Source organism: Streptomyces sp. NBC_00568, assembly GCF_026341855.1.
Taxonomy (GTDB): Bacteria; Actinomycetota; Actinomycetes; order Streptomycetales; family Streptomycetaceae; genus Streptomyces.
Genome location: NZ_JAPENW010000001.1, coordinates 1,206,108 through 1,222,356, shown reverse-complemented (window position 1 = coordinate 1,222,356; position 16,249 = coordinate 1,206,108). Strand labels below are relative to the sequence as shown.

Sequence of the window (16,249 nt, the reverse complement as noted above, 5' to 3'; positions counted from 1 at the left end):
TCCGGGCTGGGGCCGGCCGTCCACGGCCGTCCACGGCCGTCCATGTGAGGCCGGAATGCCGTCGCCCGCAGGGGCGGGAAAAGTGGTCGATGCCGCTGGGCCGCCCAGGACGGCAGCCCCGGCGCCGCCGGCTGAGACCTCATACCTCCGGCCGGTTCACGCGGATGAGCGTCTGCTGTCCGTTGGCGACGAGCTTGAGTGTGCCGTCGCTCTGGATGCCGAAGACCTCCAACTGGCACACGGTCAGGGTCCGGCCGGATTTCAGTACGGTCCCGACTGCCTCGATGTGGTCACCGGTGGCGGGTGCGAGAAGGTTGATCTTGTACTCGACGGTGAGGACCTCGGCGTTCTCGGGGAACAACGTGTAGGCCGCGTAGCCGCCGGCGCTGTCCGCGATGGCGCTGGTCGCCCCGGCGTGGAAGTAGCCGTGCTGCTGGGTCAGTTCGGGGCGCGCGGGAAGCGTGATCTGGACGCGACCCGGAGCGATGTGGCTCAGCCGTGCGCCGAGGTGGGTCATCAGCCCCTGGCGGTCGAAGCTGTCCTGGACGCGCTTCCGCACCTCGGGGCTCGCCTGGTCCTGCTCCGTCCGGCGTTCCATGTGCTCTCCTTCGACGGACATCGCGGCGTCGTCAGGGGTGGGGCGGGTCCGTCAGCCGACCAGACGCTCCACCAGCAGGAACCCGCCGATGGCGATCATCATGGCACCGGAGACGCGGGTCACCGCCCGGGCGGCCGACGGCCGCGTCTTCAGTACGGTGCGGGCGAGGACGCCGACGGCGAGGTAGACCAGGGCGCAGGCGGTCATGTGGAGCGTGCCGAGCAGTCCGGTCTGCGCGGCAACGGGCCAGCTCGCGGCGGAGTCGATGAACTGCGGGAACAGCGAGAAGTACAGCAGGAGCGCCTTCGGGTTCAGGCCGCTGATCCCGGCGCCCCTGAGTGCGATCTGCCGGCGCGAGGGGTCCATGGTCCGTGTGGACGCAGTCAACGCGCTGGGCCGTCGCAGTACGCCCGAGCCCAGCCACATCAGGTAGGCGGCTCCGGTGACGGTCAGCGCCGTGAGTACGGTCGGCGAGCTCGCCACGATCACCACTAGGCCCGCCACGGCGAGCAGGGTGTATCCCGCGTATCCGGCTATCAGCCCCGCGACCGCCGGGACGACCGATCGCTCCCGCAGCCCTGCCGAGATCGCGTAGGCCCAGTCCGCACCCGGGGTGAACACCAGCAGCAGATCCACTGCCAGAAACGCCGCCACCGTCGTCGTGTCCATTGATCGATCCCTCTCCATCCTTGCTCCGAGAGGGAAGATTAGGTGCAATTGCGCAGAAGGTGTTTCTGTCTTTACCTCATGATCTCGACTTGAGGGGGAGAATCTTCTCCATGGACGCCCTTGACCGGAAGATTCTTACCGAGCTCCAGCAGGACGGACGCCTGACCGTCACCGAGCTCGCCGCCCGCGTGCGGCTGAGCGTCTCGCCCTGCCACCGCCGGCTGCGCGACCTCGAACGCGGGGGAGCCATCCGCGGCTACCGCGCCGTCGTCGATCCGGCCGCCGTCGGCCTGGACTTCGAGACCCTCGTCTTCGCCACCCTGCGCTGGGAGGACCCCGACACCGTCACCGCCTTCGAGGAAGCCGTGACCGCCATCCCGCACGTCATCCAGGCCCAGCGACTCTTCGGCGAACCCGACTATCTCCTGCGCATCGCGACCACCGACCTGGCCGCCTACCAGCAGCTCTACGACCAGCAGCTGGCCAGGCTGCCCGGCGTCCAGCGACTGACCTCCACCCTTGTCATGAAGAACGTCATCGACGACCGCCCTCTGCCTGAGCTGCGGTGATGAGCCGCCGCCCGGAGAAGGGGCGCTCCGCTGCGCCCGTCACGGCGGCACGATGGCGCGGCGGGCAAGGAGAGCGAGGCCCTCGTCCTCTGGGCCGCCCCGGGGCCGTCCGAGGGGACCGCCGATGACAGCGGGCGCCCGCGGGTGACCGGCCCGTACCCCGCTCCGGCCTGGGCCACCCGAGTCGATCTGCGACACTGGAAGGGTTATGCCTGCACCCGGAGAACTCACCTTTGTAGCGCCGCGCGGAGCCAAGAAGCCGCCGCGGCACCTTGCCGATCTCACGCCTGCCGAGCGCAAAGAGGCGGTTGCCGCGATCGGGGAGAAGCCGTTTCGCGCCAAGCAGCTCTCGCAGCACTACTTCGCCCGGTACGCGCACGACCCCGCCGAGTGGACGGACATCCCGGCCGCCTCGCGCGGCAAGCTCCAGGAGGCGCTGCTTCCCGAGCTGATGACGGTCGTACGGCATCTGTCGACCGACCAGGACACCACGCGCAAGACCCTGTGGCGGCTCTTCGACGGCACGCTCGTCGAGTCCGTGCTGATGCGCTACCCGGACCGGGTGACCATGTGCATCAGCTCGCAGGCGGGCTGCGGAATGAACTGCCCGTTCTGCGCCACCGGGCAGGCCGGCCTCGACCGGAACCTGTCGACCGGCGAGATCGTGCACCAGATCGTCGACGGTATGCGGGCGCTGCGCGACGGCGAGATCCCCGGGGGTCCCGCGCGGCTGAGCAACATCGTCTTCATGGGCATGGGTGAGCCGCTCGCCAACTACAAGCGCGTGGTCGGAGCGATCCGGGCCCTCACCGACCCCGAGCCGGACGGGGTCGGGCTCTCGCAGCGCGGTATCACCGTGTCGACGGTCGGGCTGGTCCCCGCCATCAACCGGTTCTCCGACGAGGGCTTCAAGTGCCGGCTCGCGATCTCGCTGCACGCCCCGGACGACGAGCTGCGCGACACCCTCGTCCCCGTGAACACACGGTGGAAGGTGCGTGAGGTGCTGGACGCCGGATGGGAGTACGCGGACAGGTCCGGGCGGCGCCTGTCCATCGAGTACGCGCTGATCCGGGACATCAACGATCAGGCATGGCGTGGTGACCGGCTCGGGCGGATGCTCAAGGGCAGGCCCGTGCATGTCAACCTCATCCCGCTGAACCCGACCCCGGGTTCGAAGTGGACCGCCTCGCGGCCCGAGGACGAGAAGGCGTTCGTCGAGGCGATCGCCGCCCATGGTGTGACGGTGACCGTCCGGGACACCCGTGGCCAGGAGATCGACGGAGCGTGTGGTCAGCTCGCCGCGACCGAGCGGTAGTCTGAGCCGAGTCAGTATCTCTTCGTATTCCGACATCTTCATATTCCGACAGGGGAGCGCCACAGCGCTGAGAGTGCGGGACAGCCCGCAGACCCTCTGAACCTTGCCCAGGTCATTCTGGGTAGGAAGTTCGGTCGTTACTCAAGCTGTTGCGCCCTGCCCGGGACCGTCAGAGGTCCCGGGCAGGGCCGCGTCTCTTCCTGGTCACCCAGGAGGAATCAGTGAGCATCACCAACAGGCGGTTCGCGGCCCTGGCCGTCGGGCTCGGCCTCGTCACGCTGCCGGCACTGTCCGCGTGCGACTCGTCCGACGCCGCCGGCTCGGGCGATCCGAAGACGATCACGCTCGTCAGCCACGACTCGTTCGTCGTGTCGAAGAGCGTGCTCAAGGACTTCGAGAAGCAGTCCGGGTACAAGGTCAGGGTCCTCAAGGACGGCGACGCCGGGCAGGCCGTCAACAAGGCCATCCTGACCAAGGACAACCCGCAGGGCGACGTCTTCTTCGGCGTCGACAACACCCTGCTCTCCCGCGCGCTCGACAACGGGCTGTTCCAGCCGTACGTGGCCAAGGGCGCGGATCTGGTCCTGCCCGAGTACCGGACCGACCAGGACAAGCACCGGGTCACGCCCATCGACTCGGGCGACATCTGCGTCAACTACGACAAGGCCTACTTCAGCGAGCACAAGCTGAAGCCTCCGCAGTCCTTCGACGACCTGGTCAAGCCCGCGTACAAGGACCTCCTCGTCACCGAGAACGCCTCCACGTCCTCGCCCGGCCTCGGCTTCCTGCTCGGGTCCGCCGCGCACTACGGCGACAAGGGCTGGGAGGGCTACTGGAAGAAGCTCAAGGCCAACGGCGTGAAGGTCGTGGACGGCTGGGAGCAGGCCTACAACGAGGAGTTCTCGGGGTCCGCCGGCGGCAAGAAGGCCAAGGGCGACCGGCCGCTCGTCGTCTCGTACGCCTCCTCGCCGCCCGCCGAGGTCATCTACGCCGACCCGAAGCCCACCACCGCCCCGACCGGTGTCGCGACCGGTACCTGCTTCCGGCAGGTCGAGTACGCGGGTCTGCTCAGCAACGCCAAGAACGCCAAGGGCGGCAAGGCGCTCCTCGACTTCATGCTCACCAAGGAGTTCCAGGACGACATGCCGCTCAACATGTTCGTCTACCCGGTGCGCGAGGCGGCGCAGGTGCCGCCGGAGTTCACGCGGTACGGTCCGCCGGCCAAGGACCCCGAGACCCTGGCCCCCGAGAAGATCGCCGCCGAACGCGACCAGTGGGTCAAGTCGTGGACCTCGCTCGTACTGAAGTAGCCGAGGGAGCGGGCCGAGCCGACGGGACCGGCGGAGCTCCGCGAAAGGCCCGTGGGCGGAACGCGGCGCGGCTCGGCCTGATGGCCCTGCCCGTCGCGTTCCTCGCCGTCTTCTTCGCCTACCCCGTCGTCGCGATCGTCTCGCGCGGACTCCACACGGACGGCGGCTGGCAGCTGGACCGGATCTGGGAGGTGCCGGCCCAGTCCGACATCCGGCACGTGCTGTGGTTCACCACCTGGCAGGCGCTCGCCTCGACGGTGCTCACGCTGCTGGTCGCGCTCCCCGGCGCGTATGTCTTCGCACGCTTCGATTTCCGGGGCAAGCAGGTCCTCCGGGCCGTGGTGACCGTGCCCTTCGTGTTGCCCACCGTGGTCGTCGGCACGGCGTTCCTCGCGCTGGTCGGCCGCGGCGGGCTGCTCGACGAGCTGTGGGGTGTGCGCCTCGACACCACGGTGTGGGCGATCCTGCTGGCGCACGTCTTCTTCAACTACGCGGTCGTCGTACGGACCGTCGGCGGACTCTGGTCGCAGCTCGACCCGCGCCAGGAGGAGGCCGCGCGCGTGCTCGGCGCCTCGCGCTTCGCGGCGTGGCGCAAGGTGACGCTGCCGGCGCTCGGGCCGGCCGTGGCCGCGGCGGCCCTCATGGTCTTCCTCTTCACCTTCACCTCGTTCGGCGTGGTGCAGATCCTCGGCGGCCCCACCTTCTCGACCCTCGAGGTCGAGATCTACCGGCAGACGTCCGAGATCTTCGACCTCGCGACGGCGGCGGTGCTGACGATCGTCCAGTTCGTGGCGGTGGGCGCGATCCTCGCCGTACACGCCGCGACCGTACGCCGACGGGAGACCGCCCTGCGCCTGGTGGCCCCGGAGACGACCGCGCGCCGGCCGCGCGGGGCCGGGCAGTGGGCGCTGCTCGCGGGGGTGCTGGCAAGCATCGGCGTCCTCCTCGTGCTGCCGCTCGCGGTTCTCGTCCAGCGCTCCCTCGACGCCCCGGGACTCGGCTACTACCGGGCGCTGGGCGACGACGACGGAGGCGTCTTCCTCGTCGCCCCGATCGAGGCGATCGGCAACTCGCTGGAGTACGCGCTCGCCGCCACCGCCATCGCCGTGGTGATCGGCGGTCTGGCGGCGGCGGCCCTCACCCGGCGCGCCGGCCGCCTCATGCGGGGCTTCGACGCGCTGCTCATGCTGCCGCTCGGCGTCTCCGCGGTGACCGTGGGTTTCGGGTTCCTGATCGCGCTGGACGAGCCGCCCCTGGATCTGCGCGGCAGCTGGATCCTGGTTCCGCTGGCGCAGGCGCTCGTGGGTGTCCCCTTCGTCGTGCGGACGATGCTGCCGGTGCTGCGCGCGGTGGACGGGCGGCTGCGGGAGGCCGCGGCCGTGCTCGGGGCGTCGCCGTGGCGGGTGTGGCGCGAGGTCGATCTGCCGATGGTGCGGCGGGCGCTGCTGATCGCGGCCGGATTCGCCTTCGCCGTCTCCCTCGGGGAGTTCGGGGCGACGGTCTTCATCGCGCGGCCCGACAACCCGACGCTGCCGGTCGCCGTGGCCCGGCTGCTCGGGCGGGCGGGCGATCTCAACTACGGCCAGGCGATGGCCCTTTCGACGATTCTGATGGTCGTGTGCGCGGTGGCGCTGCTGCTGTTGGAGCGGATGCGGACCGACCGGACCGGGGAGTTCTAGATGCTGCTGAGCCTGCAGGGCGCGACCGTACGCTTCGGCGGCCGGGCCGTGCTCGACGCCGTCGACCTCGATGTCGCCGAGCACGAGATCGTGTGCGTGCTCGGGCCGAGCGGCAGCGGCAAGTCCACGCTGCTGCGGACGGTGGCCGGACTGCAGGCCCTGGACGCGGGCCGTGTGCTGCTGGACGGACAGGACCAGGCGGGCGTCCCCGCGCACAAGCGGGGCGTCGGCCTGATGTTCCAGGACCATCAGCTCTTCCCGCAGCGGGACGTGGGCGGCAACGTGGCCTTCGGACTGCGGATGCACGGCACGTCGAGGAGCGGACAGGCCGCCCGGGTGGGGGAGTTGCTGGACCTGGTCGGACTGCCCGGAGCCCGCGACCGCGCCGTCGCCTCCCTCTCCGGGGGCGAGCAGCAGCGCGTCGCGCTGGCCCGCGCCCTGGCGCCCCGCCCCCGCCTGCTGATGCTCGACGAACCGCTCGGCCAGCTGGACCGCTCGCTGCGCGAACGGCTGGTCGTCGAACTCCGTGATCTCTTCGGCGAGTTGGGGACCACGGTGCTCGCCGTCACCCACGACCAGGGCGAGGCCTTCGCACTCGCCGACCGGGTCGTGGTGATGTGCGACGGGCGGATCGCCCAGTCCGGTACGCCACTTGAGGTCTGGCAGCGTCCCGCGGACGAGTTCGTGGCCCGCTTCCTCGGCTTCGACAACGTGGTCGAGGCGACGGTGAGCGCGGCGGCCGCCGACACTCCGTGGGGCAAGGTCCCGGTGCCCGAGGGTGCCCCCCAGGGGCCGGGCACGCTCCTCGTACGGCCCGCCGGTGTACGGCTCGTGGCCCCGGCGGACGGGCTGCGCTGCACGGTCGCCGCACGCACCTTCCGGGGCACCCACGTCGCCGTACAGCTCCAGCCGCGGGACGCGCCACGGCTGGAGGCGGCGTGCGCGCTGCGGGACGCGCCGGAGCCCGGGGACGTGGTCGGGGTGGAGTTCGACGCCGCCGAGATCGTCGTGCTCGGGGAGTAGTACGCCGAGACCGTCGTGCCGGGGGGAAGGGCGCCGGGCAGGGCGATCGGCCGTCCGGCCGGAGGCGCTGTCCGGCCGCTGTGCCCGGACAGCCGTGTGGCCCGCCCCCGTTGAGGAGGCGGGCCACACGGTCGTACAGGATGCGGGTCAGCTGGCCTTCGAGGCGCCACGGCGGCGCATGCCGAAGAAGACCGCTCCGCCACCGACGACGACGAGCGCACCGGCGATACCGGCGATCATCGGGGTGTTGGAGCTCGCACCGGTCTCGGCGAGGTTGGACTCACCGGCCGCCGCGGACGGCTGGTTGTCGCCCGGCGTCGCCGGGGCGGCGCTGCTCTCCGAGTCGGACGGGGTCGCCGAGTCCGAGGGGGTGTCCGAGGCGGACTCCGACGGCTCCGGGCTCGCCGACGGGGACGGCGACTCCGACTTCGGCGCGCAGGCCTCGTCCTTCGTCACCAGGTTCGGAGAGATGTCCTTGTCCACGAGGTTCGGGACGCTGACGTGGATCCGGTACTCGGCCTTGGGCGCCCAGTCCTCCGCGAAGGAGATCGTGGCACCGGCCTTGCTGCCGGTGACCTTCTGGGCGGTCCCGACCTGGTGGTCGTCGGCGCCGTTGCGCTCGAGGAAGACCGTGATGGTGGCTTCCTTGGCGGAGGCGTCCGTGTCGGTCACGGTGATGATGCCCTTCCCGTCGCCGTCGCAGGAAGCGGCGGCCGAGAAGTCACGGATGTTGCAAGCGAGCGCGTTGCCGGCGACGCCGAGCGCGAGCGCGGCAGAGGCGGAAGCAACGCCGAGGATTCGCACGGTACGTGCGGTGCGTCGAGATATGGACACGATTGCCCTTCACAGGTTGCGCAACTGCGGGGGGTGTCGGGGGATTTGCTGCGAATCATTCCGTGGCAACAGCACCCCCAGGAGTTTCACAGGTTTATAAGCGCCACCTAAGTGCTGTCAATGCATATGCCCAGCCTCGCCGTTGGCTTTGCCGAGTCATTAACCACCGAGGTGTTTGAGTGCCTCCGGAGCGTCATCAACGCGGTCGACGAGCGCGATCCGCGACTCCATCGCACGCTCCCGCGCCAACGCCCTGAGCAGCGGCCAGGCCGGATACCTCTCGGTCCAGTGCGCACGGTCCACCAGGACCATGGGGGTCGGCTCGCCCCTCGACCCGTAGTAGTTCGGGGTCGCGTTGTCGAAGATCTCCTGTACGGTCCCGGCGGCGCCCGGCAGGAAGACGACACCCGCGTTCGAGCGGGCCAGCAGCCCGTCCTCACGGGTCGCGTTGGCGAAGTACTTCGCTAGGTGCGCGGCGAAGGCGTTCGGCGGCTCGTGCCCGTAGAACCAGGTGGGGATGCCGACCGAGGGGCCACCCGACGGCCAGCGTTCCCGCACCTCGAACGCCGCGCGCGCCCAGTCGGTGACGGAGGGGGTGAACGAGGGGACGGCCGCCAGGATGCGCAGCGCCTCGTCGAGCATGCCGTCGTCGAAGGGAGCCGCGTACGCGCCGAGGTTCGCCGCCTCCATGGCACCCGGACCGCCGCCGGTGGCGACCGTGAGACCGGAGCGCGCGAGCTCCCGGCCGAGCCGCGCGGCCCCCGCGTACGCCTCCGTGCCGCGTGCCATCGCGTGGCCGCCCATCACGCCGACCACCCGTGCGCCGACGAGGAGTTCGTCGAGCGCGTCCGACACGGAGTCGTCGTGCACGGCGCGCACCATCGACGCGAAGATGTCGCCGTCGGCCTTGGTCCGCTGGAACCAGGCGTACGCACGGGCGTCGGGCGTCGCCTCGTACCCCGCGTCGAGCGAGGCGAAGAGCTCGTCGGGGGAGTAGAGATGGCCCCGGTAGGGATCGAGGGGCAGCCCCGGGACGGGCGGGAAGACGAGGGCGCCCGAGGACCGGATGCCGGCGGCGGCCTCGGCCTCCATCGGGCAGCCCAGGAACACGGCACCCGTGGTGTCCACGGAGAGCAGTTCCTTCGTACGGCCCGTCAGGTCGACCGCCTGGACACGGAACCGGGCGAGCGTGCCGCCCGTCGAGACGACCTCGTCGAACTCGGTGAGGGATTCGATCTCACGGTCATGGGATGCGTGGAGAGGTGTCGGCTGCACGCGGCCATGCTAGGGGCTGCCCTTCGCAGGACACCCGGGGTTCGCGGTACCCGGCACGGCACCGCGCGGTGATGTCGCATCAGCCGGGCGCACCCGCCACGCGGGTGACATCGTGCCGGGCGACGCACGGGAAGCCGGGACCGGGCGAGGGCCCGGGCCGGGCTCCCGGGGGCCGACGTCACGAGGCCGGTGCGCGGACCCCCGTACCGCGCACCGGCCCCGGGACGTGAACCGGGACGGCCGGACTCAGCCCTGGACCGCCGCCGGGTCCATCCACATGACCTCCCAGGTGTGGCCGTCCGGGTCGTCGAAGGCGCGGCCGTACATGAAGCCCTGGTCCTGCGTGTCGCCGGTCGCCGAGCCGCCCGCGGCGATCGCGCCGTCGACCAGCTCGTCGACCTTCTCGCGGCTCTCGGCGCTCAGACACAGCAGCACCTCGCTGGTCTTGGTCGCGTCCGCGATCTGCTTCTTGGTGAAGTCCGCGTAGCGCTGCTTGCTGAGCATCATCGCGATGATCGTGTCGCTGATCACCACACAGGCGCAGTCGTCGGTGGAGAACTGCGGGTTGATCGTGTAGCCGAGCTCCGTGAAGAACTTCTTCGAGGTGTCCACGTCGGACACCGGCAGGTTCACGAAGATCATCTGCTGGTACATGTGAGGGTCTCCCGTCAGTGTTGTGCCGTTCGCAGGGATAGACCGGGGGTCCGCCCGGAACTCATCGCCCGGCACGGACTTTTTCCTCCGCGATCGCGTGGACCGGTCCGTGGAAGGATCAGCGGGTCAGAGGAAGCGCGGCAAGCTCGGCGACCGCCCAGGTCAGCGGGGCGAACACGGCGAACAGCGCGCCGACGCGCAGGGCCGCGGCACCGCGCAGCGTCGCGGTGGGCGCACCCAGCCGCAGCAGGGCCGCCGTGGTGTCCGCCCGCTCCTGCTTCGCCTCGACGGCGGCGGTCGCCAGCGTCAGCAGCGTGCACCCGGCGACCAGCAGGGTCCCGAGGGTGGTCAGCGGACCGAAGGCGGGCCGGGAACCGGTGTACAGCGTCGTCATGGCGAACCCGCCCGACGCCACCGCGCACACCACACCCAGCGGCTGCCCGATGCGCCGCGCCTCCGCCTGGAGCACCCGTCCGGCCAGCAGGCGCAGCGCGCCGGGGCGTACGGCCTGGAGCAGCCGCCCGCACAGATAGGTGATCGCGGGCCCCGCGAGGGCCAGGCCGAGCGCCGTCAGCACCCAGCCGAGCAGCACCCCGGCCGGACCGCCGACGAAACCGCCGGGCAGCGCGAGCGCGGGCGCGGGTCCCGACCGGCTCGCGTACGTCTCCACGGCCAGCCCGGCCGCCAGCGTGGCCGCGCCCCAGGGGAGCCCGTTCGGGGAGGTCTCCGGCGGCGGCAGCCGATGGGGGTCGGCCTCGGCGACCGGCCGCCGGTCCCGGTGTGCCTGCGCCCGGTCGGCACCCTCGTACGAGGCGGGTGTCCCGGCGTGCCCGTGGGTGACGGCGGCCGAACGGTCCTGCGCACCCACCCGCTGAGCGCTCCGAGCGGTGTTTCCCTGAGCGGTGTTCCCGCCGGCCTCCCGGAGCGTGTCCTCGCCGGCGTACGCCTCGGCCGTCCAGTGGAAGTCGGGGCCGTCGGCGTCCGCGGCGGCGTCCGGGGTACGGGGGTCGGGCTGCGGCGGGGCCGCGTCCCCGGCGTCCACCCCGGCGTCCGCCACCGCGTCCTCGAATCCCTGGACCGTGCCGGTTCCGGCGTAGGCGGCGGGCGCGCCGCGCCGGCCGCCCGCGGGCTGTCCACCCCGCGCGGTCCCGCGCGCCGGAGCGGTCGCGACCGCGTTCTGCCGTGCCGACATCCAGGTGCGGCCGTACGACCAGGGCGTGCGCTGCGGTCCGCCGCGCCGGGGGCGCAGGACCAGGGCGGCCGCGCCGGAGGCCGCGATCGGCACCAGGACGAGCAGCGTCAGGGCCGCCGGCAGGGGCAGGGAGTGGCCGGCGGCCAGGAACTCCGCCGCCGCGCCGTCGAACGGGATGCCGGTCAGGTCGCCGCGCAGGTGGAGGAAGAGGAGCAGGGCGAGCAGCGAACCGCTGAGCGTGGACAGGGCCGTGGTGGCGGCGGAGATCGCCATCAGCCGGCCCGGGCCGAGGCCGATGGCGGAGAGGCCGGCCCGGGGGCGCGTGCCGGGGTCGGTGCGGGCCACCGCGACGGCGAAATAGACCGTGGCGGCGAGGGGGGCGACGCACCAGGCCAGGCGCAACGCGCCGGCGGCCGAGGCGTCCGGGTGGCTCATCGCGTATCCCAGCGTGCACAGCAGCAGGAACCCGGTGCCCGCGGAGGCGGCGGCGACCAGGAGCCGGCGGAGCTGGACGAGGGGGTTGCCCCCGCGGGCTAGACGGAGAGCGAGCACGCGGCCCGGCCTTCCGCCTCGGCGACCGGGGGCAGGTGGACGGTGTTCACACGCCGTCCGTCGAGCAGCGACACCGTGCGGTCGGCGAGCGCCGCCGTGTCCGCGTCGTGGGTGGCGAGGACGACGGTGATGCCGTGCGAGCGGGCCGCCGTGGTGAGCGTACGCAGCACATGGGCGCGGTCGGCGCGGTGCAGCGGGGCCGTCGGCTCGTCGGCGAACAGGACGGTGGGGGAGGGGGCGAGGGCGCGGGCGATGGCGACGCGCTGCCGCTCGGCCTGGAGCAGGGCGTGCGGGCGTTTGCGGGCGCAGCCGCCGATGTCGAGGCGCTCCAGCCACTCCAGGGCGGCGGTCTTGGCGGCCCGGCGGGCGCAGCCGCGCAGCATCAGCGGGAGGGCGGCGTTCTCCCAGGCGTTCAGCTCGGGGACCAGGGACGGGACCGGATCGATCCAGGCGAACCGGTCGCGGCGCAGCCGCTCGCGGGTGAGCGGGCCCATGGTGTGGACGGGCGAGCTGTTGAACCAGACCTCGCCCTGCTGCGGCAGCAACTGGCCGGACAGGCACTGCAGGAGGGTCGTCTTGCCGCTGCCGCGCGGGCCGCCGACGGCGAGGATCTCGCCCTCACGGACGCCGAGCGAGACACCGCTGAGCGCGGGCGAGCCGTTGTGCTTGACGTGCAGGGCGCGTGCCCAGAGCACGTCGTTGTCAGGCGGGGCCACCATCGCGTACACCTCGTTCAGATCTGATGTGCCGTGCCCGGCGACCTCTTCGAGGTCGCTCGGTCCCCCGGACGGGGGAACGAAGGCAGGGCCGATCGGTCACTGGGCACGCTAGGGAGTCGGGGCCGGGAGGCCGGACAGCACGCGGCCCCGGGCCGCCCATTCTCACTCGAACGGGCGCCACCGGGGCCGGTGTTGATCAGTCCCGCGGAAGGCCGGAGCCCGCCGACGGGAGATCGGCGGAGCAGGGCCCGCGGCTGAGGATCCGAGGTGCGGGATCAGCGGCGCGGGATCAGGGGTGCGGGATCAGAGCTTGGTCCACGCCTCCGTCAGGACCTGACGGACGATCCCCTCGATCTCGTCGAAGGTCGACTGGTCGGAGATCAGCGGCGGCGACAGCTGGATGACCGGGTCACCGCGGTCGTCGGCGCGGCAGTAGAGGCCGTACTCGAAGAGCTTCTTGGAGACGAAGCCGTAGAGCACGCGCTCCGACTCCTCGTCCGTGAAGGTCTCCTTGGTGGCCTTGTCCTTCACCAGCTCGATGCCGTAGAAGAAGCCGTTGCCGCGGACGTCACCGACGATCGGCAGGTCGTGCAGCTTCTGCAGGGTCTGCAGGAAGTTGGCCTCGTTGTCCAGCACGTGCTGGTTCAGGCCCTCACGCTCGAAGATGTCGAGGTTGGTGAGCGCCACGGCCGCGGAGACCGGGTGGCCGCCGAAGGTGTAGCCGTGCAGGAAGGTGTTGTCGCCCTTGTAGAACGGCTCGGCGATGCGGTCGGAGACGATGCACGCGCCGATCGGGGAGTAGCCCGAGGTCATGCCCTTGGCGCAGGTGATCATGTCCGGTACGTAGCCGAACTTGTCGCAGCCGAACATCGTGCCGAGGCGGCCGAAGGCGCAGATGACCTCGTCCGAGACCAGCAGCACGTCGTACTGGTCGCAGATCTCGCGCACGCGCTGGAAGTAGCCGGGCGGCGGCGGGAAGCAGCCACCGGCGTTCTGCACCGGCTCCAGGAAGACCGCGGCGACGGTCTCCGGGCCCTCGAAGAGGATCTCCTGCTCGATCTGGTCGGCGGCCCAGCGGCCGTAGGCCTCGGGGTCGTCGCCGAAGAGCGGGGCGCGGTAGATGTTGGTGTTGGGGACCTTGTGGGCACCCGGGACCAGCGGCTCGAAGGGGGCCTTCAGGGCCGGCAGGCCGGTGATGGACAGGGCGCCCTGAGGGGTGCCGTGGTAGGCGACCGCACGCGAGATGACCTTGTACTTGGTCGGCTTGCCCTGCAGCTTGAAGTACTGCTTGGCGAGCTTCCACGCGGTCTCGACGGCCTCGCCGCCACCGGTGGTGAAGAACACCTTGTTCAGGTCGCCCGGCGCGTGGTGCGCGAGGCGCTCGGCCAGCTCGATGGCCTTGGGGTGGGCGTAGGACCACACCGGGAAGAAGGCCAGCTCCTGGGCCTGCTTGAAGGCCGTCTCGGCCAGCTCGGTGCGGCCGTGGCCGGCCTGGACCACGAACAGGCCCGCGAGACCGTCGAGGTAGCGCTTGCCCTTGTCGTCGTAGATGTAGGTGCCCTCACCACGGACGATGGTGGGAACGGGCGCGTTCTCGTACGAGGACATGCGGGTGAAGTGCATCCACAGGTGGTCGTACGCGGTCTTGCTGAGGTCCTTGGTGCTCACGGCTATCGGGTTCCCCACATGTAGGTCTGCTTCTTGAGCTTCAGGTAGACGAAGCTCTCGGTGGAGCGCACCCCGGGCAGCGCCCGGATGCGTTTGTTGATGACGTCCAGCAGGTGGTCGTCGTCCTCGCAGACGATCTCGGCGAGGATGTCGAACGAGCCCGCGGTCATCACCACGTACTCGACTTCCGACATGGCAGTCAGTGCTTCGGCCACCGGGTCGAGGTCACCCTCCACGTTGACGCCGACCATCGCCTGCCTGCGGAATCCCACAGTCAGCGGGTCCGTGACGGCGACGATCTGCATGACGCCCTGGTCGAGCAGCTTCTGGACGCGCTGGCGCACCGCCGCCTCGGAGAGGCCCACGGCCTTGCCGATCGCGGCGTACGGGCGGCGTCCGTCCTGTTGGAGCTGCTCGATGATGGCGAGGGAGACGGCGTCCAACTGGGGACTGCCGTTCCTGGACTCGCGGGAGTCCCTTGGTTCCGCGCTTCGACTGGCCACGAGCTCACTCTGCACGACGTCTCGATAGTTCCGCAAGCATGCGGCGATGAAATTCGTTGTTTACGAGTACGTGTCTTGCGGATTTCGCAGTTCTGGGCCGCGCGGGGGTGTTGAAAACGTCGAGCCACGGATTAGGGTGGGGTCTCAGGCATCTCAGGTACTGGACACCTGGGACGTTGGACATCCGACAGGAGGGCCGGGCAGTGAGCACCGAGCTGCGTCGTCTGCGCAATTACATCGACGGAGAGTTCCGCGATGCCGCCGATGGACGGACCACAGAGGTGGTCAACCCCGCGAACGGCGAGGCGTACGCGACCGCGCCGCTCTCCGGCCAGGCGGACGTCGACGCCGCGATGGCGGCCGCCGCCGCGGCCTTCCCGGCCTGGCGCGACCAGACCCCCTCCGAGCGCCAGAAGGCCCTCCTGAAGATCGCGGACGCGTTCGAGGAGCGGGCCGAGGAGCTCATCGCGGCCGAGGTGGAGAACACCGGCAAGCCGATCGGACTGACCCGGTCCGAGGAGATCCCGCCGATGGTCGACCAGATCCGCTTCTTCGCGGGTGCCGCCCGTATGCTCGAGGGCCGCTCGGCCGGCGAGTACATGGAGGGCATGACCTCGATCATCCGCCGCGAGCCGATCGGCGTCTGCGCCCAGGTCGCGCCGTGGAACTACCCGATGATGATGGCGGTGTGGAAGTTCGCCCCGGCCCTCGCCGCGGGCAACACGGTCGTCCTGAAGCCGTCGGACACCACCCCCGCCTCCACCGTCCTGATCGCCGACATCATCGGCGGCATCCTGCCCAAGGGCGTCTTCAACGTCCTCTGCGGCGACCGCGACACCGGCCGCGCGATGGTCGAGCACCCGACCCCGGCGATGGCGTCCATCACCGGCTCGGTCCGCGCGGGCATCTCGGTCGCCGAGTCCGCGTCCAAGGACGTCAAGCGCGTCCACCTGGAGCTGGGCGGCAAGGCCCCGGTCGTCGTCTTCGAGGACACCGACATCGCGAAGGCCGTCGAGGACATCTCGGTCGCGGGCTTCTTCAACGCCGGCCAGGACTGTACGGCCGCCACCCGCGTCCTCGTCCAGGAGTCCATCCACGACGAGTTCGTCACCGCGCTCGCCAAGGCCGCCGCCGAGACGAAGACCGGGCAGCCGGACGACGAGGACGTGCTCTACGGCCCGCTGAACAACCCGAACCAGCTCAAGCAGGTCGCCGGGTTCATCGAGCGCCTGCCCGCGCACGCCAAGGTCGAGGCGGGCGGCAAGCAGGTCGGCGACAAGGGCTACTTCTACGCCGCGACCGTCGTCTCCGGCCTCAAGCAGGACGACGAGATCATCCAGAACGAGGTCTTCGGCCCGGTCATCACCGTCCAGTCCTTCTCGGACGAGGCCCAGGCCATCGAGTGGGCCAACGGCGTCGACTTCGCCCTCGCCTCCTCGGTGTGGACCAAGGACCACGGCCGCGCGATGCGTCTGTCCAAGTCCCTCGACTTCGGCTGCGTGTGGATCAACACCCACATCCCGCTGGTCGCGGAGATGCCGCACGGCGGCTTCAAGAAGTCCGGCTACGGCAAGGATCTGTCGGCGTACGGCTTCGACGACTACACACGCATCAAGCACGTGATGACGTCGCTGGACGGCTGACCGCCGGCCGATCGAGCGGCGTTCGCGCTCCGCTCGTACGCACCAC

General features: G+C 70.8%; 15 protein-coding genes and 1 riboswitch. Of the genes, 6 read left to right on the top strand and 9 right to left on the bottom strand.

Going from position 1 to position 16,249, the window contains the following annotated elements; all coding sequences use genetic code 11:
- Window positions 1–139: 139 nt before the first annotated feature.
- Both OOK38_RS05040 and OOK38_RS05035 read right to left on the bottom strand, forming a co-directional pair.
- The gene (locus OOK38_RS05040) at window positions 140–598 is read right to left on the bottom strand and encodes a PaaI family thioesterase (RefSeq protein WP_266763204.1); all 459 of its coding nucleotides are present in this window, start codon (window positions 596–598) and stop codon (window positions 140–142) included.
- 51 nt (window positions 599–649) lie between these two features.
- Window positions 650–1,267: a LysE family translocator gene (locus OOK38_RS05035; protein ID WP_266763205.1), complete on the bottom strand. Its 618-nt coding sequence runs from the start codon at window positions 1,265–1,267 to the stop codon at window positions 650–652.
- Window positions 1,268–1,377: 110 nt separating this feature from the next.
- Here OOK38_RS05035 and OOK38_RS05030 point away from each other — a divergent pair, with 110 nt between their 5' ends.
- The 5 genes from OOK38_RS05030 (at window position 1,378) to OOK38_RS05010 (ending at window position 7,163) form a co-directional block, all read left to right on the top strand.
- Window positions 1,378–1,836: an Lrp/AsnC family transcriptional regulator gene (locus OOK38_RS05030; RefSeq protein ID WP_266763206.1), complete on the top strand. Its 459-nt coding sequence runs from the start codon at window positions 1,378–1,380 to the stop codon at window positions 1,834–1,836.
- 208 nt (window positions 1,837–2,044) lie between these two features.
- Entirely contained in the window at window positions 2,045–3,151 is a 1,107-nt protein-coding gene (gene rlmN / locus OOK38_RS05025; RefSeq protein WP_266763207.1) for a 23S rRNA (adenine(2503)-C(2))-methyltransferase RlmN, read from the top strand.
- A gap of 40 nt (window positions 3,152–3,191) precedes the next feature.
- Window positions 3,192–3,297: riboswitch (TPP riboswitch) on the top strand.
- Window positions 3,298–3,378: 81 nt separating this feature from the next.
- Window positions 3,379–4,461, top strand: a complete 1,083-nt coding sequence (locus OOK38_RS05020; RefSeq protein ID WP_266765873.1) for a thiamine ABC transporter substrate binding subunit — start codon at window positions 3,379–3,381, stop codon at window positions 4,459–4,461.
- Between the two features lie 80 nt (window positions 4,462–4,541).
- On the top strand, window positions 4,542–6,140 hold the full coding sequence (locus OOK38_RS05015) for an iron ABC transporter permease (protein ID WP_266848158.1): 1,599 nt from the start codon (window positions 4,542–4,544) through the stop codon (window positions 6,138–6,140).
- A complete protein-coding gene (locus tag OOK38_RS05010; protein ID WP_266763209.1) occupies window positions 6,141–7,163 on the top strand; it encodes an ABC transporter ATP-binding protein in 1,023 nt (340 codons plus the stop codon).
- Window positions 7,164–7,310: 147 nt separating this feature from the next.
- Here the strand turns inward: OOK38_RS05010 and OOK38_RS05005 are convergent, their stop codons facing one another.
- The 7 genes from OOK38_RS05005 to OOK38_RS04975 form a co-directional block, all read right to left on the bottom strand.
- Window positions 7,311–7,997, bottom strand: a complete 687-nt coding sequence (locus tag OOK38_RS05005) for an LAETG motif-containing sortase-dependent surface protein (protein WP_266763210.1) — start codon at window positions 7,995–7,997, stop codon at window positions 7,311–7,313.
- 159 nt (window positions 7,998–8,156) lie between these two features.
- Window positions 8,157–9,272 carry an LOG family protein gene (locus OOK38_RS05000; protein WP_266848156.1) on the bottom strand — a complete coding sequence of 372 codons (1,116 nt, stop codon included), beginning with the start codon at window positions 9,270–9,272 and terminating at the stop codon, window positions 8,157–8,159.
- 246 nt (window positions 9,273–9,518) lie between these two features.
- Window positions 9,519–9,926 carry a VOC family protein gene (locus tag OOK38_RS04995; protein WP_266763212.1) on the bottom strand — a complete coding sequence of 136 codons (408 nt, stop codon included), beginning with the start codon at window positions 9,924–9,926 and terminating at the stop codon, window positions 9,519–9,521.
- A 118-nt stretch (window positions 9,927–10,044) separates the two neighbouring features.
- Complete coding sequence (locus OOK38_RS04990) at window positions 10,045–11,670, bottom strand: hypothetical protein (protein WP_266848154.1); 1,626 nt, start codon at window positions 11,668–11,670, stop codon at window positions 10,045–10,047.
- Window positions 11,652–12,389, bottom strand: a complete 738-nt coding sequence (locus OOK38_RS04985) for an ABC transporter ATP-binding protein (RefSeq protein WP_266763214.1) — start codon at window positions 12,387–12,389, stop codon at window positions 11,652–11,654. The genes OOK38_RS04990 and OOK38_RS04985 overlap by 19 nt, the downstream gene beginning before the upstream one ends.
- Window positions 12,390–12,692: 303 nt before the next feature.
- A complete protein-coding gene (locus OOK38_RS04980; protein WP_266763215.1) occupies window positions 12,693–14,075 on the bottom strand; it encodes an aspartate aminotransferase family protein in 1,383 nt (460 codons plus the stop codon).
- The gene (locus OOK38_RS04975) at window positions 14,060–14,575 is read right to left on the bottom strand and encodes an Lrp/AsnC family transcriptional regulator (RefSeq protein WP_266763216.1); all 516 of its coding nucleotides are present in this window, start codon (window positions 14,573–14,575) and stop codon (window positions 14,060–14,062) included. Before OOK38_RS04975 ends, OOK38_RS04980 begins: the two co-directional genes overlap by 16 nt.
- Window positions 14,576–14,763: 188 nt before the next feature.
- Between OOK38_RS04975 and OOK38_RS04970 the strand changes: the two genes are divergently transcribed.
- Window positions 14,764–16,203 carry a gamma-aminobutyraldehyde dehydrogenase gene (locus OOK38_RS04970; protein ID WP_266763217.1) on the top strand — a complete coding sequence of 480 codons (1,440 nt, stop codon included), beginning with the start codon at window positions 14,764–14,766 and terminating at the stop codon, window positions 16,201–16,203.
- Window positions 16,204–16,249 lie beyond the last annotated feature (46 nt).